At 70.4% G+C, this 24,104-nt stretch carries 18 protein-coding genes and 2 pseudogenes; 9 read left to right on the forward strand and 11 right to left on the reverse strand.

What is annotated here, in order from left to right; genetic code table 11:
* Nucleotides 1-1,211: 1,211 nt before the first annotated feature.
* The 3 genes from ACIPTO_RS41320 to ACIPTO_RS41330 all read right to left on the reverse strand — a co-directional run bounded on the left by ACIPTO_RS41320 (nucleotide 1,212) and on the right by ACIPTO_RS41330 (nucleotide 2,897).
* Nucleotides 1,212-1,814, reverse strand: coding sequence for a helix-turn-helix domain-containing protein (locus ACIPTO_RS41320; protein ID WP_401200701.1), 603 nt, complete (start codon nucleotides 1,812-1,814; stop codon nucleotides 1,212-1,214).
* A gap of 19 nt (nucleotides 1,815-1,833) precedes the next feature.
* Nucleotides 1,834-2,103, reverse strand: a complete 270-nt coding sequence (locus ACIPTO_RS41325; protein ID WP_401200703.1) for a hypothetical protein — start codon at nucleotides 2,101-2,103, stop codon at nucleotides 1,834-1,836.
* Between the two features lie 599 nt (nucleotides 2,104-2,702).
* The gene (locus tag ACIPTO_RS41330; RefSeq protein ID WP_401200807.1) at nucleotides 2,703-2,897 is read right to left on the reverse strand and encodes a transposase family protein; all 195 of its coding nucleotides are present in this window, start codon (nucleotides 2,895-2,897) and stop codon (nucleotides 2,703-2,705) included.
* A gap of 483 nt (nucleotides 2,898-3,380) precedes the next feature.
* On the opposite strand from ACIPTO_RS41330, the gene tap reads away from it, so the two are divergent.
* Nucleotides 3,381-5,489 (forward strand): telomere-associated protein Tap, encoded by a 2,109-nt coding sequence (tap, locus tag ACIPTO_RS41335; protein ID WP_401200705.1) that lies wholly within the window; start codon nucleotides 3,381-3,383, stop codon nucleotides 5,487-5,489.
* Between the two features lie 3 nt (nucleotides 5,490-5,492).
* A complete protein-coding gene (gene tpg / locus ACIPTO_RS41340; protein WP_401200707.1) occupies nucleotides 5,493-6,053 on the forward strand; it encodes a telomere-protecting terminal protein Tpg in 561 nt (186 codons plus the stop codon).
* A 442-nt stretch (nucleotides 6,054-6,495) separates the two neighbouring features.
* On the opposite strand, the gene ACIPTO_RS41345 is transcribed toward tpg, so the two are convergent.
* Nucleotides 6,496-7,551 carry a right-handed parallel beta-helix repeat-containing protein gene (locus tag ACIPTO_RS41345; RefSeq protein ID WP_401200810.1) on the reverse strand — a complete coding sequence of 352 codons (1,056 nt, stop codon included), beginning with the start codon at nucleotides 7,549-7,551 and terminating at the stop codon, nucleotides 6,496-6,498.
* A 3-nt stretch (nucleotides 7,552-7,554) separates the two neighbouring features.
* Nucleotides 7,555-8,502, reverse strand: a pseudogene (locus ACIPTO_RS41350) (sheath polysaccharide-degrading enzyme); the annotation flags it as partial.
* Between the two features lie 374 nt (nucleotides 8,503-8,876).
* Between ACIPTO_RS41350 and ACIPTO_RS41355 the strand changes: the two are divergent.
* Nucleotides 8,877-9,157, forward strand: a pseudogene (locus ACIPTO_RS41355) (class I SAM-dependent methyltransferase); the annotation flags it as partial.
* A gap of 524 nt (nucleotides 9,158-9,681) precedes the next feature.
* Here ACIPTO_RS41355 and ACIPTO_RS41360 read toward each other — a convergent pair.
* The gene (locus tag ACIPTO_RS41360) at nucleotides 9,682-9,885 is read right to left on the reverse strand and encodes a cold-shock protein (RefSeq protein WP_352185919.1); all 204 of its coding nucleotides are present in this window, start codon (nucleotides 9,883-9,885) and stop codon (nucleotides 9,682-9,684) included.
* 380 nt (nucleotides 9,886-10,265) lie between these two features.
* Between ACIPTO_RS41360 and ACIPTO_RS41365 the strand changes: the two genes are divergently transcribed.
* Complete coding sequence (locus ACIPTO_RS41365; protein WP_401200710.1) at nucleotides 10,266-10,733, forward strand: hypothetical protein; 468 nt, start codon at nucleotides 10,266-10,268, stop codon at nucleotides 10,731-10,733.
* A 268-nt stretch (nucleotides 10,734-11,001) separates the two neighbouring features.
* Here the strand turns inward: ACIPTO_RS41365 and ACIPTO_RS41370 are convergent, their stop codons facing one another.
* Nucleotides 11,002-12,063 (reverse strand): hypothetical protein, encoded by a 1,062-nt coding sequence (locus ACIPTO_RS41370; protein WP_401200712.1) that lies wholly within the window; start codon nucleotides 12,061-12,063, stop codon nucleotides 11,002-11,004.
* A gap of 1,400 nt (nucleotides 12,064-13,463) precedes the next feature.
* Here ACIPTO_RS41370 and ACIPTO_RS41375 point away from each other — a divergent pair.
* The 4 genes from ACIPTO_RS41375 to ACIPTO_RS41390 all read left to right on the forward strand — a co-directional run bounded on the left by ACIPTO_RS41375 (nucleotide 13,464) and on the right by ACIPTO_RS41390 (nucleotide 18,264).
* A complete protein-coding gene (locus tag ACIPTO_RS41375; RefSeq protein ID WP_401200715.1) occupies nucleotides 13,464-14,213 on the forward strand; it encodes a helix-turn-helix domain-containing protein in 750 nt (249 codons plus the stop codon).
* A 558-nt stretch (nucleotides 14,214-14,771) separates the two neighbouring features.
* Nucleotides 14,772-15,170 carry a DUF485 domain-containing protein gene (locus tag ACIPTO_RS41380; RefSeq protein WP_366325949.1) on the forward strand — a complete coding sequence of 133 codons (399 nt, stop codon included), beginning with the start codon at nucleotides 14,772-14,774 and terminating at the stop codon, nucleotides 15,168-15,170.
* Entirely contained in the window at nucleotides 15,167-16,774 is a 1,608-nt protein-coding gene (locus ACIPTO_RS41385) for a cation acetate symporter (protein ID WP_401200719.1), read from the forward strand. The genes ACIPTO_RS41380 and ACIPTO_RS41385 overlap by 4 nt, the downstream gene beginning before the upstream one ends.
* Before the next feature lie 242 nt (nucleotides 16,775-17,016).
* Nucleotides 17,017-18,264 (forward strand): NAD(P)/FAD-dependent oxidoreductase, encoded by a 1,248-nt coding sequence (locus ACIPTO_RS41390; RefSeq protein WP_366325953.1) that lies wholly within the window; start codon nucleotides 17,017-17,019, stop codon nucleotides 18,262-18,264.
* 134 nt (nucleotides 18,265-18,398) lie between these two features.
* Here ACIPTO_RS41390 and ACIPTO_RS41395 read toward each other — a convergent pair whose 3' ends face one another.
* From ACIPTO_RS41395 to ACIPTO_RS41405, 3 genes are all read right to left on the reverse strand, one after another.
* Nucleotides 18,399-19,094, reverse strand: a complete 696-nt coding sequence (locus ACIPTO_RS41395; protein WP_401200722.1) for a sigma factor-like helix-turn-helix DNA-binding protein — start codon at nucleotides 19,092-19,094, stop codon at nucleotides 18,399-18,401.
* A 354-nt stretch (nucleotides 19,095-19,448) separates the two neighbouring features.
* Entirely contained in the window at nucleotides 19,449-19,736 is a 288-nt protein-coding gene (locus ACIPTO_RS41400) for a hypothetical protein (RefSeq protein WP_366325958.1), read from the reverse strand.
* 99 nt (nucleotides 19,737-19,835) lie between these two features.
* Complete coding sequence (locus ACIPTO_RS41405; protein ID WP_366325960.1) at nucleotides 19,836-21,293, reverse strand: DUF6851 domain-containing protein; 1,458 nt, start codon at nucleotides 21,291-21,293, stop codon at nucleotides 19,836-19,838.
* 295 nt (nucleotides 21,294-21,588) lie between these two features.
* Between ACIPTO_RS41405 and ACIPTO_RS41410 the strand changes: the two genes are divergently transcribed.
* On the forward strand, nucleotides 21,589-22,494 hold the full coding sequence (locus ACIPTO_RS41410; protein ID WP_366325962.1) for an aromatic prenyltransferase: 906 nt from the start codon (nucleotides 21,589-21,591) through the stop codon (nucleotides 22,492-22,494).
* A 159-nt stretch (nucleotides 22,495-22,653) separates the two neighbouring features.
* Here the strand turns inward: ACIPTO_RS41410 and ACIPTO_RS41415 are convergent, their stop codons facing one another.
* On the reverse strand, nucleotides 22,654-24,069 hold the full coding sequence (locus ACIPTO_RS41415; protein ID WP_401200727.1) for an MFS transporter: 1,416 nt from the start codon (nucleotides 24,067-24,069) through the stop codon (nucleotides 22,654-22,656).
* Nucleotides 24,070-24,104 lie beyond the last annotated feature (35 nt).

Genomic DNA, 24,104 nt, shown 5'->3' on the forward strand with positions numbered 1-24,104 from the left:
GCCCGTGCGAGTCACACCGGCCGGCCCCGTCACCGGCGACAGACCCGCCCCTGAAGCCACCGGACCCGTCACCGGATCCAGACCGGAGAGCACCGGCCGCAGCACAGGAGCCGCTACCGGCCCCACCACATCAGCCACCGGCGCAAGACCCCGTGCGACGGGCGCCGTGAGGGGAGCGAGAGCACCGGTCACCGGGGCGAGCGGGCGGGCCAGCGGAGCCAGCACACGGCCTGCCGGGACGGTCAGCGGGGCAGCCACATGCCCCGCCAGCCTCCCCGCAGAACCCGTGACCGGCCGTACTGCCGCACCCACATCCCCGACCAGCGGCTCCGCCGGCCTCACCACACCCGCAACCACCGATCCGAGCCCATCGGAAGGCCGACGGCCAGCGGGATGAGACTGCGTGTGGGGGCTCTTGGCCACCGGAGCGACCACACGCCCCACCAGGCCGCTGCCGTGGGAAGCCGCACGCACATCTGCGGCAGGCCCGCGCACCGGCCGGGCCGTCTTCCCCGGCTTCCCGGACGGGGACGACCCGTCAGCGACACCGGAGTTGGTGCGCTGGACAGAGCCGGACCCGGTGGCACCACCGGACGACGTCGGTGGCTTGGCCGGCTTGTCAGCCCCCAGCAGTGCCCCGACCGACTCCCCCACACCCGACAACAGACCACCACCGGCTGCGGACCGGCCGCCTTCCGCGTGCGCGGGGGCATGGGCGGTGCTGGCGGCCGGAGAAGAGTGGCCGGCGGCCTGCGCCGCAGTAGCCGCAAGCAGACCCACCCCGGCGAAACCCGCGGCCAGACCGGCCACGGTCACCGCCCGGCGCAGCACACGCGCACGGAGACGGACCGTGTCCGCCTCCCGCTGACGCCCGCTCACCGGTATCCGCACCCGCCATGCCTCCCTGAGCCACTGCCCCTTGCCGGCCTGTCACCCGTTGATCCGCAGCCGACCACGAAGCCGGATTGGTCCCGCCCACCGCAAAAAACGACAAGAGGACCAGCACTGCGGCAAAAGGGCAGGCCACACCGCCCAGCACGCTCCGGAGAAAAGTTGGCCGCCAGGCAGCCAGCGCCCCGGGCACGCAGGCTGACCATGTGGACTGGCCCCTGGACATCGCCCTCGCACGCCACCTTGAGCTGGGTGGCGAACTGGCGCGGCCGCCCAGTTCGGGGCTGGCGGATCAGGCGTCCCCGGCAAGAGCGCGCGGTTCACCGCGGAACCGCAGGAGGGGCTGCGGCGCGGTGCCAGGCCGCTTCCCAGGCAGGGAAGTCGGCCGGGGGCATGTCGCAGGCCTCGAGGAACAGGCGCAGCTGATCGAGGGTGGGCACGCGGCGGCCCGAGAGGATGTCGTGCAGGGTGCTGCGCGGCAGGTAGCTGACCGGGGTGCCCGCGACGGCGTGGCGGGAGGACATCGCCCGCAGTGTCGGCTCTCCCGCGGTGGTCCGGACGGTGCGCATGGCCTGCAGGAGGTGGGCGGGTTCGGTGACCAGGGGCAGGGGCCGTCGTGCGGGTGGCCGGTGCGAGGTGTGACAGGCCGGGCAGCAGCGGCCGTGAGCGGCGGCCTGCCAGAGCCTGGCCGCGCGGCGGACGTCCCCGCGGCACACGGTGACGAACGCCTCGACGGTCGTCCAGCGCGGCAGGCCGGTGCCCTGCTCGGCCCGCCAGAGGGTGGTGTGGGCAGCAGACCGGCCGTGCTCGGCGAGCAGGCCGGACATCTGGCGGTGGGTCAGGCAGGAACGTCGGCGCAGGGCGGTGAGCCACTGCGCCAGCGCGGCCGCGGCGTGCGCCGCGGCCGGGCCGGTGCGGCACATCAGGTGCGTACCGCGGATGTCAGAGGCGGCGCCGGACGGACCGGCGCACCACCGGGTATGCGGGGACCACAGCGGTCCGCCCGGCGGGCGCGCGGTGTGCTGCGAGCACACCTGCGGCCGTCAGCAGCACCGTCACCGGCTCGCCCGGCGCTCCGAACGCGACCAGCACGGCCGCGCATACCACCACGATCACGATCACGGTCTGCGACGGGAACGCTGCCGCTGTCCGGCCGCCCCACACCCAGATCCCGCATGCACCCCGGCCTGTCCCCACTATGTTGATGTCCACGGGAAAGCTCCTTCCCTGCGTGCTCTGCTCACGGCTGTCGCCACTCGACATCCGGCCCCCGCCAGGAACAGCACCCGGGATCTTGCAGGACCCCGTGGCACGGAGACCGGAAAAGGAATGTGCCCCGTCCACCACGCTTTTAGAGACCTTTCATCAGGAACGTTGCATTCCGTCCGGTCTCCAACGCACCACCCACAGAAGGGATTTCCGCAGGCCGCTCCCCCGCTCTGCCCTCCCTGAGAGGTATCCGGACGCCGGGATGTCCGTACCCGTACACCACGTCGCAGGGTTCGCCCCGCGGCCGGACGGGCACCCTGCTTCCTAAGCTCTTCCCGCCTCCCTTCCAGGACAGGCAGCAGAGCCACGGCAACCGGAGGCCGCACCCAGCGGCCGCCCGCGCGGCCACCCCAGCCGCCGCCACTCGACACTCAGGGGAAACCGATCACTGTGCGTTGCAGCGCACCACGATCACCGGCGGCCGCCCAAGCGGCCGCCCCAACCCCTCACCCCTGCTCCCTCGTTGCCCTACCGCCCGAACCCCCCAAACCCGCCCCAGCCCACAACGGGATGGACGTCGGGCGGTTTCTCGCGAAGAACCGCTAGCACGCTGTCTGACAGAGCCTCATGGACGGGCAGCGTGAGAACCGCCGAACCTCCAGCAGGATCTGCACCCGCCGGACGGCCAGCGATACATCCTGCAACTGACGGCGGTAGCGATCGTGCACACGAGCCGGCGGACACCCACAGCCGGGACAGCTCCCCTGCCGGTCCCGCCCACGAGGCCGGACCATCATCGCTCCCGCACCGCACACGGTCGCTTCGACAAGCACCGCGACTCCCGCGAAAAGCACGTCCTGCCAGGAGAGTTCCCATTAATCCATGCCGAAGACGTCGTCGGCAACGCCCGTCAAACCAGCAGATGCGTCTGCGGTTCCGGGGCCTGCGGCGTATACGCCGCAGGCCCCGGAACCGCAGACGCCCGCAAAGCCCTCCACGACACCCGTAAGGGCCTTGGAAAAGGGCATGACGGCCTCCCGTACAGGACACCCGCACGGGAGCTCCATGATCGTCCCCAGAGAGCGCGCAGAGGTGTTACCGGAAGGTCGGAGGTGAAGCTCGGAGTGAACCTGTGCAACACCCAGACCCGCCGCACGAAGCTCACCCCCGACAAGCTCGCCACACTCACCGAAGTCGGGCTGGAGTGGACACAGAAAGGTTAAGAGATGGGCTAAGTTTCGGGTTAAGCGCTATCGGGTCCTGAGGTGAAGGTGCAGGCAATGGCATCCGAGGAAGAGCTGTTCGCGTCTGTCGACGCTCTGTTGGAGGAGGAGCCGCATCTGCCGCCTCCGGCGGAACGTGCCCGGCTGCGTGAGGCTGCCGGTATCACTCAGGCCCGTCTTGCGACCGCGTTGAAGACGACGACTCAGTCGGTGAAGAACTGGGAGAACGGCCGCTCGGAGCCGAAGTCGCCGCGCCTGGATGCCTACCAGCGGCTGCTGAAGGGGTGGGCCGCCAAGTATCCCGCACACGGTGCAGCGCCGGCCGCAGCTGCCGCGCCGACGCGGGAGCCAGCGGTTTCCAGTGAACCGGCCGCGTCCGAGGCGGCGGCGGCCGTCTCGCAGGCTCCCCCCGTTCCCGCCGCCGCAGCGGTACCTCCCGCCACCCGGCCGGCCGCGGCATCGCGCCGTCCGGCCGCGACAAAAGCGGCGCAGCCCGCAGCCGATCCGCGTTTCCCCAACGGGCCGCTCGCCGTGCTGGACGGCGACGGGTCCGCGTACGGCGCGGGCGGCATCGTGCTCGACTGCCCCGCGACCACCGTGCCGGAGTTGGTGGAGTGGACGCTGCGCGCGTCCGGCCTCGGGGCTGCGAAGCTCAGCCGGTACGGCAAGGACTCCGACCCGCTGATCGTCCTCACCGCCGCGGCCGCCGTGAAGCTCGGGCTGCCGGAGCGCCTGGAGGGCCACGAGCAGCGCCGCTCCCTGCGCCTGCCCGCCGACCACCCGGTCGTCAAGCAGGTGGCGAAGGCGAAGTGGCAGCTCACCCAGCGCGGGTTCGGGCCGTGGGCGCGGATCTACCGCTCAGCGCAGGGTCGTGAGCGGCAGTGCGTGCAGCTCGCGGTCCTGTCGTGGGACGCCCTTGATGAGCGGTCCTGGCCCGGAGTTGCGGACATGGAGGCGGCCGACATCGCGCGTGTCCTGGGGGTGTACGCGGCCCGGGTCATCACCCCGCGGGGCTCGACGGCCGTCTCCGGTCTGGAGTTGATGACGGCGCTGCGGCCGCCGACGAAGGCCGTGCAGGACCCGGCCACCGGGAACTGGGTGTCCGGCTACAACCCGGGTTCGCTGGGGACGGAGCCCATGGATCCGGCGCCGCCGGAGGCCACCCCGGAGCACCCCGTCGTCGTCAACTCCGGCTGGAGTGGCGGGTTCCTGAATGAGGAGGCCTACCAGTGGGTGCGGTCGGTGGAGACTCTTTCGGATGAGGAGTGCACGCTGCCGTACGCGGTCGGCCTGGACCTGAACACGGCGTTCCTCGCCGCCGCGGCCCGTCTGGTCGTCGGTCTCTCCGCGCCCGACCACTTCCGCGCCCCGACGTTCAACCCGAAGATCCCCGGGAGCTGGCTGGTCGACCTGAGCCACATCGACCTGGATCCGCGCCTGCCCTCGCCGTTCACGCCGGACGGCCGGCGTCCCGAGGGCCCTGCCTGGTATCAGACGCACACCGTCGCCTACGCCCAGGAACTCGGCTACAACGTCGAGATCCTGGAGGCGTACCTGCGGCGAGAGACCGGCGCGTACCTGGACCCGTGGCACGACCGGTTGAAGAACGCCTACGTCGACACCCTCGCCGACCTCGGTGTCACCAAGGACCTGGACGACCGGCAGTTCCTCGCCGCGATGGAGCGGCACAAGCAGGCCGATCCGGCGATGGCTGCCGTCCTCGCCGCGATCAAGGCGACTGTGAAGGGCGGGGTGGGCAAGCTGCGTGAGCGCCCGCAGGGCAAGTCCTACAAGGAAGGTGAGCGGTGGCCGGCCCTGGAGCGGCCGACGTGGCGCCCGGACATCCGGGCCGCCGTCATCTCCAAGGCCCGGGTCAACATGCACCGCAAGCTGAACAACATGGTCAAGATGACGGGCCTGTACCCGCTCGCCGTGCTGTCCGACTGCGTCGTCTACCCCAGCCCCGGCGACAGCCCGCTCGTCTTCCTGCCCTACGCCGCCTCTGGCAAGCCCCAGCCCGGTGGATTCCGCCTCGGACCCACCCCGGGCCTGGCCAAACTGGAAGGCGTCCAGACGATGCTGTGGGCGGTCGACCTGATGGAACAGGGCTACAACCCCGCCCGCCACATCAAGGGCGGCGACGCCGTCCTGGACGAAGGAGAGTAGACGGTGGCCGGAGAGATCGACGACGCGATCGAACGCACCGACCGGGAAAACTTCACCCGCCAGCCGCCGAAGACGTTGAAGGGCCAGATCGGCTTCCTGCTCAAGCAGTTCGGCAGTGCGAAGGCCGTCGCCCGGGAGCTCGGTGTCACCGCCGACTCCGTCAACCGCTACCGGCGCGGCGCCCGCAAACACGCCCGCAAGGACATCGCCGCCAAGATCGACGACGCGGTGCGGCAGCGGTGGCAGCCCCAGGTACGCCGACGCCGGCAGAAACAGGCCGCCACCGCGACCGGGATCACCGTGGAAACCCGGGCCCGGTTCGGGTACACCGCACCCGTCGGCACGACCGACGACGGACGCTTCCGGCGCCTGACCGTGCACCTCCCCCCGGCCTACGCACAACGCCTCTTCGACGCCCGCACCACAGGCGCCGGCGACCAGCAGATGCGCCAGATCATCGCCGAAGGCTTCAAAGAGATCTACTTCCAGGACGGCGGAAGCCGCGCCACAGGACTCTCCGACGTCACCCTCAACGACATCGACTACCTCGACCTCGACTACTGACCCCGGCACACCGCACCTGAATGTGTAACCGCCCGCTTGAGATGAACGGCCAAGCCGGCGGACACCCACAGCCGGGACAGCTCCCCTGCCGGTCCCGCCCACGAGGCCGGACCATCATCGCTCCCGCACCGCACACGGTCGCTTCGACAAGCACCGCGACTCCCGCGAAAAGCACGTCCTGCCAGGAGAGTTCCCATTAATCCATGCCGAAGACGTCGTCGGCAACGCCCGTCAAACCAGCAGATGCGTCGAGATAGCGCGAACTCCGGCGTATACGCCGCAGCCCCCGGAACCGCAGACGCCCGCAAAGCCCTCCACGACACCCGTAAGGGCATTGGAAAAGGGCATGACGGCCTCCCTGCTGGCGAGCGCCGAGAACAGTGAGTTCGTCCGACAGGGCCGAGTGGTCCCCACACCACCCGGCCCCCGGTACGGTCAGCCGTCAACCACCGGCGGTGACCGGGATGTTCGTCAGTCCGGCGCCGCCTGTCGAGCGGTTGGAGACGTAGACGATGTTGGGGCTGGTTCCACACTTGCTTGAGCCGTTGTTCGTGACGTCGATGCCGTAGCCCTCGGAGGAGGTGACGGTGAACGTATTGCCGGCGAACGTGTTCCCGCATCCGTAGGGCTTCTGTGCGGTGTGCGTCTGGAAACCGTCCAGATACGGGGACGCCACGGTGTTGCTGTTGATCCGGTAGGCATCGCCCTTGACGTCGATGGCGGAGTCTGCGGAATTCTCGTTCTGCGAACCGATCCCGTTGAACGTGTTACCCGTCACGATGCCGCTCTTCGTGCCCTCCTTGATATCAAGACCTTCCGCGGCGACGTTGGGGCCGATTCGGTTGTTCAGGACCTGGACGTTGTCGGACGCGTCGACGCCCGTCGGACCCGCGTAGCAGGCCCAGTTGCTCTTGGCAGAACCGATGTAGACGCCTTCTCCGTATCCGGGTTGGTTCTGGCCGGTGTCGTGGATGTAGGAGTTCTTGATGACGCCGGCAGAGCTGCCCTTGCGGAAATGGACTCCCTCGTCACCGATGTTGCGTACCTCGACGTTGTTGACGGTCACGTGAGGCGAGGAATCCAGAACGATCCCTTTGGACGCGGTATCGATCGTGAAGCCCGTGAGGTTCCAGTACGGCGCGCCGTTCAGCCACAGGCCGTAGCCCACCCCGCCGGTCGGGCACGCGGCCGCCGAGGTCGGTGATGCCGCACTGTCCGTCTTGGTCCTCGCGGTCACGGAATCGCCCGGCCCGGTGTACTCCGAGCTATGGATGACTGCCTTGTTGCTACCGGTCAGGGTGATCGGTTGTGAAGCAGTGCCGGGAGTGGTGGCGGCGAACTTGCCAGTGTACGTGCCGTCCGCGAGCTGGATGGTGTCACCGGGCTTGGCCGCAGCGAGGGCGGAACTGAGCTGCGAGGCGGTCGACACGGAAACTACTGTCGCGGTTGCGGCGGCCGGGGTTGCCGCAACCTGGCCCTCGGATATCGCGGAGTTCACGGGAATGCCGCTGTTGACGAGTCCCTTTCCTCCCTTCACTGTGTTGGTCTTGGAGATGGTGACGGGGCAACTGGAGGCGTTGTAGTTGGTGACGTCGATGGCGAACTGGTTGGCACCGGTGGAGCCGGTGAGATCGGACGTGTTCCCGGTGAAGACCGTGCCGCAGCCCCAGCCGCTTTTGACGGTGTGCGTCTGGTAACCGTCGTTGAGGGTGTTCTTGCCGGTGTTGTTCTTGATCGTGTAGTTGTTGCCCTTCACGTCGACCCAGGAGTCGTCGAAGTTGGCGTTGGTCAGGCCGCTTCCGTCGAAGGTGTTGCCTGACACCACACCGTTCTGCGTGCCCTCCTTGAGGTCGACGTTCTCCCCTCCGACGTCCGGACCGATGGTGTTGTTGAGGATCTGTACGTCGTCACTGGCGTCTGAGCCGCCGGCAGTGCCCACGTACACCCCCTCGCCCATGCCGCTGCCGTCGTTGCCGGTGTCGTAGATCGTGGAGTTCTGGATGATCCCGTGGTCACTGCCCTTACGGAAGTGCACGCCCTCCATGTCCAGCCCGTGGACCGTGACCGAGTCGATCGTCGCGTAGTCGGCACCGTCCAGCATGATGCCCTTCTGACCACCCGTAACGGAGATCCCTTTCACCGTCCAGTAGTTCGCCCCGTTCAGATACAAGCCGTACCCGCCGGACGCCTTGAGGATCGCCTTCGACGAGCCTGTCAGAGTGATCCGCTTCGACGAGTTCCCGTCCGCCGTCGCCACGAAGTTCCCGCTGTAGGTGCCGTCCGCCAGCTGAATCGTGTCCCCGGCCGCCGCGTTTGCCAGAGCCGTCTTCAACTGCGCCGCCGTCGACACGGACACCACTGCCGCTGACGCCGGACCAGCCGGCCCCGCCAGCACGAATCCGCCACCGGCCACCATCGCGGCAACCAGCGCGGGCGCGAAACGTCGCATAACCCCTCACCTCCTGGTCATGGATATGAACATTGATCTTATGTGTGAACTCTCGCTCGTCGTCGAAGGTAAAATCAAGCAACAGACTCGTCAATACCTGCCGCACACAGGGCCCTTGAGCGACCCTCTTTGCGACGATCAAGGCGTCCTGGGTGTCTTTGCCGGCGGTCGACCGGCACCGGGAACGGTTTGACACGCCGTCCCGGTTCTACGTGATCCGGCCTGCCGCGCCACGCCTGACGTCCGGGCACGGCCTGCACCGCTGCCTCGGCGCTTCCCAGCAGGTGGAGGGAGCGGTGGTTCCTCGGCCTGATGTGGTGCTGCTGGGGCTGGGCTGGGCTGGACACCCGGGCGCTGCGGCTGGAGTGCGTGGTCTTCGAGGTGAACGGGCGGGTGCGCTGACCGGTGCCGGTTTCGATGCGGGCATGCCGAGTGTCTGGCTGGCCGAAGGGGTGCTCTCCTCCCTTCCGATCCCGGCCGAGACATCACTCCTGGACACGGTGGACCGGCTGCCGGACGGGGCAGTGCCCTGGCCTTCGAAGCGAAGCTGGAGAAGGACCTGATGGCCTACCGCGACAGCGCGATCTACGTCGCAACGCGGGAGCGGATCGGCATTGACGAGGGAGAAGACCAGCCCGATACGCTGGGCGGCCTCGGTTCGTATATCCGTCCTGTCTTCGGCCGCCCGGTCATCCCGGCCTCGCTTTTCCGCGTGCCTCTACAAAATCGCCTAGCGGGGAAGCAAGGAGCCGCATGGCGTTTCACACCATCGGAAAGGGTGAGTTGCCCTGGGGCCGGAGCTGCGGACTCCGGCGGCCGAGCAGCCGCGGCACAGGCTTCCCGGTGCCGACACCCTCGTCAGCCGTCCGGTGCCACCCGGCGATGAGAGATACAGCCAGCGGCCGGTTGGATCCGTCCTACCTAGCGTGGCGGTGCTCTTGGCGAGGCAAGGAACGTTGGCGCTACTGCCGCAGCCCCCAGGGCTCGTAACGGGTCGTGATCAGCGGGGCTCGCCGTCCGGACCACCGTCGGTCCGCCGGGACCGTGTCGCTGTCGACTCTGTGCCGGCGTCGGAGCAACGGCCGCGCTTCACCGCTCGGCGGCCTCGGCCCCGGCATGTCGTCCGTACGCGTCAGGGCCCGGAAACAGTTCCTGTTTCCGGGCCCTGATGACGGAAGGTCAGGCGGGGGTGATGTTCTCCGCCTGCGGGCCCTTCTGGCCCTGGGTGATGTCGAAGGTGACCTGCTGGCCTTCCTGCAGCTCACGGAAGCCGGAGGCGTTGATGTTGGAGTAGTGCGCGAAGACGTCCGGCCCGCCGCCGTCCTGCTGGATGAAGCCGAAACCCTTTTCGGCGTTGAACCACTTGACGGTTCCGCTGGCCATGCTGGTGCCTCTCAGTCGGTGCCGGAGCCGCACCTCGCGGCCCCGAAAGGGATCGTCATGGTCCGGCCACCGCACAGCAAAACGCCCGCGCAGCAGCGCGGGCAGGTACTGCGAACCACGACATCCCGCCGTGACGCTACACGGCGAAACCAGCGCCCACCAGAGGCAGTAGCCGCTCTGCGCGGCCGGCTCGATGCGCTTGCCCGACTCCAGCCCGCTGCGCGGGTGATCACGGTCCGGGCGGGACGGCATGTCACACCACGGGTTTCACCATCGTCACTACTCCTGAGACCGCGCTGAGACCGCCCTGAAGGGAAGGCCGGTCACGCTGCATGACGGCAACGGCCCCACCAGGGGCAGCGGACGGGGAGGGGATCACCATGAACGGCCTGCGACTGATCCGCCGGCACGCGGCGGCCTTCGGGCGCTTCGCCGGACTGGGCAGCGCGGTCACCCTGGCGGCCTCGGCAGCCCTGGTCCTGCTGTCGCAGTGGATCCCGTGGATGGCGGCGAACGCACTGACCACCGTCGCCTCGACCCTGGCCGCCACCGAGTTGCACGCCCGCGTCTCCTTCGGCCACGGACGGCCCGGCCTTGCCGGACACCTCAAGAGCGCGGCCACCATCGTTGCCGGGTGGCTGGTCACCTCCGCCGCGGTCGGCGCGCTGGCCGCACTCCGCCCCGGCGCCGGACTCGTCCTGCAGCAGACCGTGTACCTGTCGGCCACCGCACTCGTCGGAACAGGCCGCTACCTCGTGCTGCGCCTGGCGGTGTTCGCCGAGAGCTCCCCGCAGCGCCGGAGCGGCGGCGAAGTCCGGGCGCGGGCCGCCTACGGCGCGGCGGCGTGAGGGTGCGGCTGAGGCCGGCCGTCCCGGCCAGGTGCCGCCCGGCTGCTCTCTCATGTACGGGCAGGTGCTCAGGCCGGCGGAGCAGCGGACGATCTCAGTCATCCGAGACGAGGGGAGCGCCCGCAGCGGCCTGCACGTCCTGGCACGTCCTGGCATGTAGCGTGGTGCTGACTGGGCTTCGCACCTGGCTCGCGCCGCGCAGCAGCAGGAACAAGTCCCGGGGCGGCCGTGGGTAAATGGGTTGCGGGCGCCTCTTCGTGCCTCTTCGTCACCCGGCCGGCCCGTCGTCCAGGCTCGCCGTGCCGGTTTCCCTTCCGTCCGCGGGGATTCTGCCGCCGCCGGCGAGGATCGCCTCCTCGTCGTATTCGACACCGAAGCCGTTGTGAGGCAGGGGTGAGACGACCAGGCCGTCACGTAGGGTCCAGCCGGCTTCCAGGACCATGGGGGCGGGGGCAAGGTGCATGTACTGTCCTGGTTCGGCTCCGGGGGTGTAGACGTCCTCGACCGCGACGGCGATGCACGCGCCGAGGTCCCGGCTGAAGACGTACCAGCACGCCAGTTCGTCCGGCAGCGGAAGGGGGCTGGGCCGCCCGGGAACGATGGTTTCGCCCTCGCACGCTGCGGTCATCAGTGTGGCCGCCAGCAGATCGGGCAGGCCCGTATCGCCCGTCGGCCGCTGCACCGGGACCGTGTCCCGCGCGTGGGCGGCCCCTTCTCGCACCCAGCGCCGGTACTCGTCCCATGCGGCCAGCGTTTTGTGCGCTTTGGCCGGCTCCCAGCCCATCTCGGAGGCAACCCGCTCGGCGGCTTCCGGGCCGGTGCCGAACTTCTGCTGCAGCATGCGGGAGCGCACTGCGCTCGCCCGGGCGAGTTCAGCCTGCGCCGGGATGAGGAGGAAGTGGTTCAGCTCCACGTCCGCGCCGCGTGGCCCGTGCAGTTGGCTCAGCGGAGACAGACCGGACAGCCATATGGTCTCCAGCTCGGTCAGCACGGCCAGGTCCCGTTCCTCGCGGCCCACCTCCAGGGCGTACTGCGTCGCCGACCCGGGTCTGGTCAGGCGCTCCAGCACCTCAGCCAGCGCCTCACGCAGCCAGACCAGCGCCTCCCAGGGGTGATCCCGGTCCACAGCCCAGTACGTGCGACTGCCCCTGCCTTTGCGCCACAACCGGTAGACGTCCGCACCGTGTGCCGGTTCGGTCAGCCACAGCCGCTCTCCGGGGCCCCCGATCTCACCGTTGACGGCGGTCAGCTCCACAACCCGTAACTGGCCTTCGACGAGATCGACCAAGTCGTCATAGGCGAAGCGCGGTTCACGGTGAATCGTCGGCATGCTCTGCCCGTCCCCCTGCCGGAAACACTGTCGGCGAGCTCGCCCTGCTGCGCGAAGAGGCGAGCCATCACAGGCCGATCCTTGCATCCGCTCTCGTCCACCGCGCGGCAAGGTCGGCAATGCGCCCGTTGTCCAGCACTGTCCTGCTGCCGCCGTCCGGACTCAGCGGCCGGGTCTGGCCGTCTTGGATTTCGGTGGGGGCGGCGTCAGTTGCTGCTGAGGGGTGCCTCGCCGGTGTCGATTCACCGAGAGGCTTGATGACCTGTCAGGGGCGAAGCAGCCTGGGTGAGTTAGTTCGCCGTGATGAGCCATGGAGCCGGCCCAGGCGGCGGGTCGGTGTTCGGTGGCGTGCGCCAGCCGGCGGCTCAAGCTCCTTCAGATCAAACATGTCGCCCTGGATCGCCCCAGCCGCCACCGCACTTCCCCTGCGCAGATGCCTGCGCGCCCCAACTCGGCCTGCTCTGTGGGCATTTCCCCAACGCAGGCAGCCACGCAGTCCGCCAGTCCCACACCCCACCTGCGGCCCTGTCCGGGCGCGCTCGGTCACAGCATCCGGCTCCGCACTGCACGACGCCCCTGCTTCTGGTCCCTCGATCTGTCATCCCGTCAACACCGCCTGCTGGAGCGCCGGGAGAACAACGCGATCAGCATTCCGAACGTCGTGTCTGGTTCGCCACCTGACGTCCGGGCTCACTCCCCTCCCCCACCGCACGAACAGCCCCTGCACACCGGACTGCCGTCGGCGCGGTCGGATCTCCACCGCGGGAACGGTCGTAACCGGTCATCGTCAAAGCCCGGTCCATGTCATACGGGGCGACGCGGCGGCCGGCGCCGGGCCTGTCCCGGCTCCCGCCTGGCCCGCGGTGGTGTCCGCCACGCGGCGAACAAAATACCGGCCGCGCCGATCACTGCCTGGAGAGCCACCACACCGGCTGACAGGCAGATCACGGTGCAGGCAGCCAGGATGCACACAAGCGCGATCAAATCGACTGTGCGGTGATCGGGCTCTTCCCGGGACTCCCGGCTGGTATCCGAAACAACAGAGTTCTCTTGTGGTGGCTCAGCCTGAGAGGGCACCGCCGTTCCTTCCCGATCAGGAAGGACGGGTCGCGAGGAACTGAGCCCCGGAAAAGCAACAAGCCGCTTCACGCCGCATGTTTCCTGGGGTTAATTCCCCGGCTTCCCACCGCTCACGCGATGAAGCCCGCCCCCCGAAAAACATGCAACCAAGCGGCTACACACAGCAAACGTAAGTCGAGTGCCGACGCCGTGTCAACTCCCTTACGGGAATGCCGTCAACGCACAGGGTCGACGGGACGCAACCATCCGCCAGAGCGCTATTGCCCAGTCGAGCGAGCCCGCCAGGGTGGTCACATCTCACCTGGCACGATGATTTCGTCATGAACGGTGGAGATGTGACGGAGCAGAGCGTCTACCGACGTCTTCGTGAGGTCCGCGAGGCGTTCGACAAGCCTGAGTCGCTGGCCTGGCCGGAGATCAGCCGTGGCCACCTGCTGCTGATGATGGTGAGCCCGAAGAAGCAGCATCAGCTCGTTGCCCACCGCCTGCGTACCCAGTTGGAGCCTCAACTGGGTACGGACCTGGTCCTCATGCCCGCAACCGACATGGAGGATGCGGCACTGGGCATCCTGCGGGTCCCCTACCTCGTCGTGATCGACGAGGAGGAGGCGACGGCCGAGAGCGATGCCATCGACCCGCGACGCTGTCACCTGGTGATCGAGATCGTCTCCCGGTCCAACCCGGGCAACGACTATGAGGGCAAGCTGCGCGACTATCCGGCCATGGGCGTGCCGCACTACCTGATCGTCGACCCCCGGGACGGGACCGCGGTCCATCACTGGGCGCCCACACGCCGCAGTGGCGAACCCGCCTACGACAACAGGCAGCACTACACCTGCGGACACCGGACGGTGAACGACACCGCCCAGCTGGTGCGGTCCTGGCGCCGGCAGCGCGGCATGTCCCAGACCCGTCTCGCTGAACTCGCCGGGACCGGACAGGCCGCGATCTCGCGCATCGAATTCGGGCGGGACCTGCCCACCCTGGCACTCCTGGACCGCATCGCCTCGGCACTGGACTGCCGGCTGACGGTCGCCTTCACGTCCAGTTCAGGTCAGAACCTTCCCTGAACTGGACCGAATGACCAGGAGCAAGCGCGGCTGCGGGGGCCGCCGTCCTCAGACGCGTGCAGCTCTGTTCCAGCAGTCGTAGACCTCTGAGAGGCTCCACCATCGCCCTCCGCGATCGATCCCCAGGATCTGTGCCAATGGCCTCGTTCTCGTGCACGACGCCACTGGCAGGGATCCGAGTCGGGTCGGGCCCGGGTCTGTCGCATCGCCTTCGCCCACCGCCTCGGGGGGAGCCGCTCCTGACGTGAAGCGCTGTGGCCGTCCCCGACCAGCCCCGGAACTCTGTGGCGACCGGCGGGGAACGAAGGCTGCGGGCCGGCTTCCGGCGCACCGGGCGGTTCGGCGTACCGCGGGGCTCACAGGGCACTGCCGTGCTCCCCCGCCACCCTCTCCTCACCCGCAACATCCGAGGTCAGGGGTGGTTGAAGGTTTCATCAGGGAGTTCGTCGGAAAGGGCTGCGGTGGGTGCGGGTGCCGCATAGCGTGCGATGACCGGGCCGTTTTCCCGCGCTTCGCGGTCCGTGTCGTGTGGGGCCCACGACCCTAGGAGATCTTGGGATGTCTTCCGACAGCTCCGAGTTACGGCAGCCGGCGCAGCGGGCCGGGCGGCATGCCTCGGCGGTGGCGCCGGGATGGGCGACGGGCCGGGTGCGGCCGTGGGCGGGGCCGCACCGGGATCTGCGGTTGCTGCGGCGGGCGTGCCGGTGGCAGCGGCGGGTGGCGGCGCTGGCCGCGCTGGGGTATTTCGCGGTGTTCTTGGCGCTGACCGTCCGGGTGCCGTCGCTGATGACGCGGCCGGCGCCGGGCGGGCTGCCGTTCGGGCTGCTGCTGGCGCTGGTGCAGGTGCCGGTGACGTGGCTGGCGGTGGTGTTCTACGAGCTGACCGCGCGGTGGTTCGTGGATCCGCTGGCGCGGCGGGTGCGGCGGGCGGGCCGTGAGGGGCGGGCGCTGCCGTGACGGGCTTCGGGGGGCCCGCGCAGTCCTGGTCGCTGGTGGCTTTCTGCAGTGTGGTGACGCTGACGCTGCTGCTGTGTGTGGTCACCGGCCCGGACCGGGAGGACCTGGACGAGTTCTACACGGGGTACCGGTTCCTGTCGCCGTTGCGCAACGGGCTGGCCATCGCGGGTGACTACATCTCGGCGGCGACCGTGCTGACGGTGGGCGGGATCATCGCGCTGTGCGGGTACGACGGGGTGGTGCTGGCGCTGAGCACGCTGCTGTCGCTGCTGCTGCTGATGTTCCTGCTGGCGGAGCCGCTGCATCACACGGGCCGGTTCACGATGGGGGACGTGCTGGGGCGCCGTATGCAGGGGCGGGCGGTGCGGATCACGGCGTGCGCGGTCACGCTGGCGGCGCTGATGCCGATGATGGTGGTGCAGCTGGCGGGTGTGGGGCAGCTGCTGGCGTACGTCCTGGGGTTCTCCGACGGTGCGATGCGCACGGGGTGTGTCGTGGGGGCGGGGGCGCTGATGATCACGTATGCGGCGATCGGGGGGATGCGCGGGACGGCGTTGATCCAGATCCTGAAGACGGTGATCCTGCTGGGTTCGGGGCTGGTGGTGGCCGCTCTGATCCTGCACACGTTCGGCTGGAGTCCGCGCACGCTGTTCGAGTCGGCGGCGCGCAACAGCGGTGCCGGGCCGGGGTATCTGCGCTACGGGCTGCAGTTCGCGGGCGGGCGGCATCCGGCGCTGGACATGGTGAGCACGCAGTGCGCGATCGTGCTGGGCGGTGCGTGTCTGCCGCATGTGACGATGCGGATGTACACGGCGGGCAGTACGCGTCAGGTGCGCCGGGCGATGTCGTGGGCGGTGTCGGCGGTGGCGCTGTTCATGGCGGTGATGACCGTGGTGGCGGTGGGGGCGACCGCGCTGATCGGGGCGAAGGCGGTGGCGGCGGCCGATCCGCGGGGCAACACGGCGTATCTGCTGGGCGCGCGGGCCGCGTTCGGGACGGATCTGTCGCGGGCGGAGGGGCTGCTGTTCACGACGGTGACCACCGCGATCTTCCTGACGCTGCTGGCGTCGGTGGCGAGCATGACGCTGGCGTGCGCGAACTCGCTGGCGCACGACGTGCTGGCGCGTGCGGGCACGGCGCCGCTGCGGGAGATGGCGCTGGCGCGGCTGGCGGCGCTGGGGGTGGGGGTGCCGGTGATCGCGCTGGCGGTGGCCGCCCAGCACCGCAGTCTGCAGCCGCTGGCGATCGTGTCGTTCTGCCTGGGGGCGTCGGCGATCGCGCCGGCGCTGGTGTTCGGGCTGTTCTGGCGGCGCTACACGCGGGCGGGCCTGCTGTGCACGCTGATCGGCGGGACGGTCAGTGTCCTGGTGCTGATGACGGGGACGAATCTCGTCTCCGGCTCGCCCCAGTCGGCCTTCCCCGGGGCGGACTTCAACTGGTTCCCGTTCACGACGACCGCCCTGGTGTCGGTGCCGACGGGGTTCCTGTGCGGGGTGGTGGGGACGCTGGTGTCGGGCAGGCGGGCCGCGGCGCGGGAGCGCAACCGCTACGAGGCGGTCGAGCCGGTGCTGCTGGCGGGGCCGCCGTATCCGCGGGGGCGGTGACCGCGCCCCCGGCCGGGGGGCGTGTCGCGGGCGGGGTTTCGCTGCAGGCGCGCTGTGGTTCGTGCTGAGCAATCTCGGCGATGACAGTGCCGGTGTGCTGCCCGCACGCTTATGGGTGAACGTGCTCTGCGGGAGCGGGAATTGAAGTCCACGCGACTCGCGGGTACGGCCGAATCCATGACTGGGGAAGGTCTCGCATGTCGCCCACTCTTTTTGGGGTCACTGAGGATTTCGACGTTATCGTGATCGGCGGCGGGCCCGCCGGTGCGACCACCGCGGGGCTTCTCGCCAAGCGCGGCCACCGTGTTCTGGTGCTCGACCGTGAACGGTTCCCGCGCTATCACGTCGGGGAGTCCCTCATTCCCGGTGTGATGGTGCCCATGGAGGAACTCGGCCTGGTCGAGCGTATGGAGGCGAAGGGGTTCGAGCGCAAATACGGCGGAACTCTGGTGTGGGGCAACAACGAGGTTCCGTGGAACTTCTCGTTCACCACCGGCGGCCGTATCCCGTATGCGTATCACACGCGCCGGGCGGACCTGGACGCGCTGCTGCTGGACCGGGCGCGGGAGCTGGGCGCGCTCGTCGTGGAGGACGCCACGGTGAAGGAGCCGCTGGAGGAGGACGGCCGGGTGGTGGGCGTGCGCTACGCCCTGCGCGGTCTCAGCGGCACCCATGAGGCGCGGGCCTCGCTGGTCGTCGACGCCTCCGGGCAGGCGCGGGTGCTGGGCCGGAAGTTCTCCGCGGTCAACTGGAACGACCAGCTGCGCAACGTCGCGGTGTGGACGTACTTCGACAACTGCCACCGGCTGCCGGGTGACGAGTGGAGCAACATCCTCATCGAGGGCACCCGGGACGGCTGGTTCTGGGGCATCCCGATCGACAAGGGTGTCTTCAGCGTCGGCTACGTGACGCGGTCGGACGTCGCCAGCGGCACCGACAAGTCGCTGGAGGACCTCTTCGAGTCGGAGATGGAGCAGACGACGAAGCTGAAGGACATCCTCAAGGACGCGACGCAGGCCGCGGGGTACCGTTCGGCGCGCGACTGGTCGTACACCAACGAGCGTTTCCACGGCAACGGCTGGGTGCTGGTCGGGGACGCCGCCGCCTTCGTGGACCCGCTGTTCTCCACCGGGGTCGCGCTCGCGACGCTGGCGGGCAGCACCCTGTCGAAGGTCGTCGACACGATCCTGCAGAACCCGCAGATCGAGGAGAAGGCCCTCGACCGGTACTCGACCGCGTACCAGGACTTCTTCCACGACATCCGCAAGTTCGTGGAGGGCTTCTACGACCGGTCGAAGACGAAGGGCTTCTACTTCAACCTGGCGCAGGAGATCAACGACCCCGATCAGGAGAACGACGCGCAGGTCGACTTCGTGAAGCTCATCTCCGGGCTCAGCGGGCGGGCCGGCGGGCTGTTCGACCTCGATCTCGCCGACCTGGTGGCCGACGCCACGGAAGCCGGCGCGGAAGCGGGTACGGGCGGGGAGTGAGGTCCGCGGGCACGCGGACGGATCGCGGTGCGGCAGTTCCCGGAACGAGCGGGGGCTGCCGCACCGCTGTCTGTGACGGCACGGCCGGAAGGAGGGCGCGGTGGCGGGGTGCGGGGAGGGAGGGGCGGGGGGTGTCAGGCCGCCGTGTCGCGGTCTCCGGAGTTCCGCGGGGCGGCCGTCCAGCGGACCGTCTGGATCCGTCCGTCGAGGATGCCGAGGGCCAGGGCGCCCAGGGCGGTGCCGTGGCGGTCGTGGAAGACGGCGCCGGGGCCGCCGTCGACTTCCTGGGGCCGCATGGTGACGCCGATGCGCAGCAGGGCGGGGACGATGGCGGCCAGGACGCGGGCGACCTGGTCGGCGCCGGCGATCCGGTCCGGCCAGGACGGGACCGGACCGCCGGAAGTACCCGGGACACCCGGGGCGCCGGGGGTGCCGGGGGTGCCGGGGGTGCTGAACGGTGTCGCGGCGGCGGTGAGGCGGCGGCCGACCGCCTCCGAGCAGCCCACCGCCGCCGCGATCTGCGCGGTGCCGCAGCCGAAGATCTCCCGCAGGGCGAAGACCGCGCGCTCCAGCGGGGAGAGCCGCTCCAGGAGCAGCACGGCCGCCGCCGGCGTCGGGGGTGCGGGGTCCGGACGGCGGGCGGCCCGGGAGATCCGGGTGACCTCGGCCGACAGGAACGCCCGGGGCGAGGCGGGCACGGCGGAGGCGCGCTCGTAACCGCGCCGGGTCTCCTCGACGGCGTCGCGGGCCCGGCTCTCGCTGCCCAGGATCCGGTAGGCGATCGAGAACAGCAGTGGCCGTAGTTCCTCGAACTCTTCGGTCCGGCTCACCCGGGGCCCTCCCTCCTTCTTTGCTTGGACTTGGCGGACGGTGTCCGCCTTCTGCTCGCCGCGGGAGAAGCACCGTCTCCCGGCCGCGGTGGCCCCGCTTCCCCTCCCCCGCGCCGTACACCCATCCGCACGTCCGCCGCCCGCACGCGCTTGGCGTGTTGTCCGCCGTGCACGAGACGAGACGGTCCCGGTGCGCGTGACATCGGGGGCGGGAACCGGCGCGCCCGCCCGCCGGCCGGGGGGAGGCTCGGGGCGGGCGGGCGCGGCGGTGTGTGCGGGGCAGGCACCGGGGGGAGGTGGCTGCCCCGCGGGTCCGTGCGCGCCCTCGGGGGGTGGCGTGCACGGGGGTCGGGGTCAGGGCGGCGGGTCGGGGGCGGGTGTGCGGTGCTGGGCGGCGTAGACCGCGAGGAACGCGGCGAGGGCGCGGGGTCCGCCGCCGGGTTCCAGGCCGGTGACCGGGATGCACCGGCCCAGGCCTCGGGCCAGCGAGCTGTGTGCCCGCAGGGCGCGGGCGGCCAGTTCGCCGGGGCCGGGGCCTGGGCCGGGGGCGGGAGAGGTCATGGCGAGGGCCTCGGTCCGGGCCCGGGCGACCAGGTCGGCGGTGTGCGCGTGCCGTGCGGGGGCGGGCGGGGCGGTGCTCATCGGCTGTCCTGCCTTTCCTCCGGGTCCGTGCCTGCCGGGGCCGTGCCGTGCTGCCGGGGTTTCCCCGCCCGGGGTTTCCCCCCGGGGTCGGGGCCCGGGTCAGTGCCCGGTGTCGCCGTCGATGTGGCGCTGGATGAAGTCGTGGGCGAGGTCGCCGAACTGGGCGCCGAAGGGGATGGAGTGGCGGGTCGTGGCGGGGAAGGCGACGCCGGCCCAGACGCGGCTGGCGGCGCAGTCGTTCTCGAAGTCGGTCCAGGTCTCCCAGGTCAGTTTGAGGTCGCCGGCGGGGACCAGGCCGGGTTCGGTCTGGGCGGTGCCGGCGGGGATGGCGTGGGTCCAGTCCAGGACGTCGTCGCCGAGGAAGCGGCGGGCGGCCTGGGCCTGGGCGGAGCACAGGGTGGTGAAGGCGGAGGGGTACTCGGGGTGGGGGCCCGGGGGGAGGTAGCCGCTCCACTGGCCGGCGGGCAGGTCGGTGACGGTGCCCCGGCCGGGGCCGCCCCAGGCGGTCACCGGGCTGTCGCCGTGGACGTGGCGGACGGCGCTGAAGGGCCGTACGGCGTCGTGGGCGTGCTTGTGGTGCCAGACGGCGATGAGGTTGTCGAAGCGGGCCAGGGCGGTGGTGGCGAAGAGGTGGGCCCAGCCGTCCAGGTCGAGGTCGTGGGCGAGTGCGGCGGCGCGGGGGGCCCAGGTGAGGGAGACCGGTGAGTGCTCGAAGAACTCGGCCTTCACCTTCTGCTCGTCGCTCAGGGCGGCCGAGGCGGCCAGGACCTCGTCGACCGCGTCGCGGTAGGCGTCCGGCGTGCCGGGGTCGAGGTGGGCGGGTGCGGCGAGGGGGAAGGCGGCGGGGTCCTGGTAGGTGAGGGGGGTGACCAGCCGCAGCTGGGGGGTGAGGAACTGCTGGACGGTGTAGACGCCCTTGTCGCCCGGTCCGCCGCCGACGCGCCGCTGGTGGGGGCCCAGTGCGGGCTGCCAGCGGGTGGGGTCGGTCAGGGCGTAGGCGGTGTTGCGGGGGGCGTAGCCGGTGTAGTCGGCGTAGGGGCGGGGGTGGTAGGCGCGGCCCCGGTCGCCGCGGGGGTTCATGCCGTCGTCGTGGTGGGCGGCCACGACGGCCTGGCCCGCGGTGTTGCCGATGCCGACGGGGGTGGCCGGGTCGAGGGAGTCGTCGTCGGGGTCGAGGCCGAAGGCGGTCATCGCCATCCGCATGACGGGGGCGCGTTCCTCGAAGACGGCCTTGACGACCTGGTAGGAGGCGTAGAGGCCGGCGATGTTCTTGTTGCGGTTGGTGGCGGACTCCCCGGCGGGGCGGCGGGCGATGCGTGAGTGCACGCCCTGGGCGGTGGGGTGGTAGGGGGCCAGCGCGTCGAACCAGGCCAGCTGGAACTGGAGGGTGATCCAGGTGTAGACGGGGGTGTCCCCGGGGGCGATGGCCTCGGCCGGGGGGAAGCCGCCGCCGCCGTTGGTGGTGATCAGGTCCCGGATGAAGTTGCCGTGGTCGAAGTCGAAGGCGACCTTCGGGGCGGCGGGGGGTGCGGCGGGCGAGGGGCCGGACGTCGTCATGGGTCGTGTCCTTTTCCTGATTCCTGGTTCGCGATTCTTGAATTCTTGATTCATGCAGGCAAGGGAACTGTGTCTACGCAGGCGAGAGGGCTGTGCCGCGAATTCCGTCCGCGAATTCTGCATTCCACCCCATCGAGAGTAACCGGCGCCGCTCGAGGCGCGGTGGAAAGCCGCTGTATTTCCCGGCCGCACCCGATATCGAGGGAAAAGATTAGCTAATATCTTGACAGGCGGAGTTTCGGGCGCCGATGCTTTCATGGACCGGGATATGGATATGAGCATCGGAGGATGGTAGATGAGCGGGACAGCGGAGCTGGAGAATCTTTATTCCGTCATGGAGGAAACGGCCGGGCTGCTGGACATCACGCCCGCGCGCGAGCGGGTCTGGCCCGTCCTGACCGCCTACGCGTCCTTCATCCCGCAGGCCGTGATCGCGTTCCGGGTCGCGACACGCGACACCGGGGACATCGACTGCCGCTTCACGGCGTTCCCCAGCGGCTTCGACCCCTACGCCCACGCCGTGGCGCACGCGCTGACCCCCAGGACGGACCACCCCGTCGGGTCGCTGCTGGCCGACCTCGAGGCGCGGTTCCCGATCCCCTGCCACGGCGCCGACTTCGGGCTGGTGGGCGGTTTCAAGAAGACCTGGACGTTTTTCCCGGTCGATGACCTGCAGAAGCTGTCGGATCTCGCCGAGGTCCCCTCCATGCCCCGCAGCCTGGGCCTCAACAGCGGCTTCTACGCCCGCTACGGCCTGGACGACAAGATCAGCATGGTCGGGATCGACTACCCCAGCAGGACGGTCAACGTCTACTTCCTCGGCGCCCCCGCCGCCTGCCGCGAACCGGAGACCGTGCGCGCGATGATGCGCGACATGGGCCTGCCCGAGCCCAGCGAGACGATGCTGCGCCACGCCGCGCAGGCCGGCGGCATCTACACGACCCTGAGCTGGGACTCCCCCGACATCCAGCGCATCACCTTCGCCGCGCTGCTGCCCGACGTCCGCGAGCTGCCCGCCCGCTTCGGCGCCGACCCCCGGGTGGAACGGTTCGCGCTCGGCGCCCCCCACACCTACGGGCCGGTCGGCAAGGGCCTGTACAACGTGGCCTCGTACGCCGGCGGGGAGTACTTCAAGCTCCAGACCTACTACCAGATCAGCGACGGGTCCGTGGAGGCCAAGGGACTGCTCGGCCGCACCTGACAGCGGTCCGGGCGCACAAAAAAAGGCGGGCCCCGCCCCCTCGGCCAGAGGGGGTGGGGCCCGCTTTTCCTACCGTGTGCCGTCGCACGCCGTGCGCTGCTGCGTGCCGTCGCGTGCCGTGCGTCGCGTGCCGTGCGTTTTACGCCGTGTGCCGTGTGCTCACACCTGTCCCGGCGCGGACGCGGGCGCGGGGGCGGGCAGCGGGCGGGGGACGGCGGCGGCGTGCGGGGCGGCGGCGTGGTGCCGGCGGGCGCGGGCCCTCAGCGCCCGCACGGCCGGCAGGCACAGGGCCAGGGGCAGTGCCAGGACGGTGAGCACCGTGCCCAGGCTCCAGCCCGCGTGCGCCATCAGGCCGCCCGCGAGGCCGCCGAGAACGGGGCCCAGCTTGCCGGCGCTGTTGGCCCAGCTGATGCCGGTGGCGCGCGCGGCGGGCGGGTAGGCGAGCGCGGCGATCACCTGGAGCGCGGAGTTCGCCGCGGGCAGGCACAGCCCCAGGACGAACGTCCCGGCCAGCAGCGCCGCGAACTGCTCCGCCCACAGGAGGCCGGCCGCCAGGCCCAGTACGGCCGTGCCCCACAGGAGGGCCAGCAGCGCGAACCGGTCCAGACGCCGCAGGACGAAGGAGACGGTGAGCTGGCCCAGCAGGCCGCCCCACCCGAACACCGCCACGGCCACACCCGCCTGAGCGGACGTCAGGCCGGTGCGTTCGGCCAGCAGCGGCAGATAGCTCAGGATCAGGCCCACCACCCCCAGCCCCGCCAGGAAGCACAGCCACAGCAGGACCGTGGTGCGGGTCGCCTCCCCGGACAGGACGGTCCGCGAGACCGGCCCCGGGACGGGTGCGGCCCGCTCCAGGTCCACGCCGGAGACGTCCTGCTCCCCCGTCGCGGCCCGCAGCGCCTCCCGTACGTCCGTGGCGGGCCTGCCGCGGGCGGCCAGCACGCTCACCGACTCCGGGACGAACGCGAGCAGCGCCGGGACCAGCAGCAGCGGGGCGAGCCCGCACACCAGCAGCAGCACCGGCCAGCCGAACGCGGGGATCAGGACCGAGGAGAGGATCCCGCCGGCGGTGGTGCCGGCCGTCACCCCGGCGAAGGCCAGCGCGACCGTCTGGCCCCGGCGTGCGGCCGGTGTCCAGTCCGCGACCAGCGCCATCATCGTCGGCAGCACCGCCCCCAGCCCCAGACAGGCCACGATCCGCACCCCGGCGAACACACCGATGCCGTGCGTGAACGCCATCCCGGCCGTGCCGAGGCCGAAGACGGCGACACCGGCGGCGGTGACACCCCGGCGGCCGTGGCGGTCGGCGAGCGGTCCTGCCGCCGCGCCGCCGACGACCATCGCCAGCACGCTCAGCGTCACCGTCGCGGTGACCGCGCCGTCACCGACGCCCCACTGCTTCTCCAGCCGGGGGTAGACGAAGGCGGCGACGACCGCGTCGAGGCCCTCGGCCACCATCAGCAGCAGGCCCAGGACCACGATGAGCCACTGCCGGCGGCTCATCGGACCGCGGTCGATGAACTCCTGGGGACTGGGACGCGCCGAGGCGTCCGTGTTCGAGGCATCCGTGGTCACCGGCGGACCCCTTTCGAGGCGAGGAAGGGCGGGGG

Source organism: Streptomyces sp. NPDC090083, from assembly GCF_044747445.1.
In the GTDB taxonomy this organism is placed as follows: Bacteria; Actinomycetota; Actinomycetes; order Streptomycetales; family Streptomycetaceae; genus Streptomyces.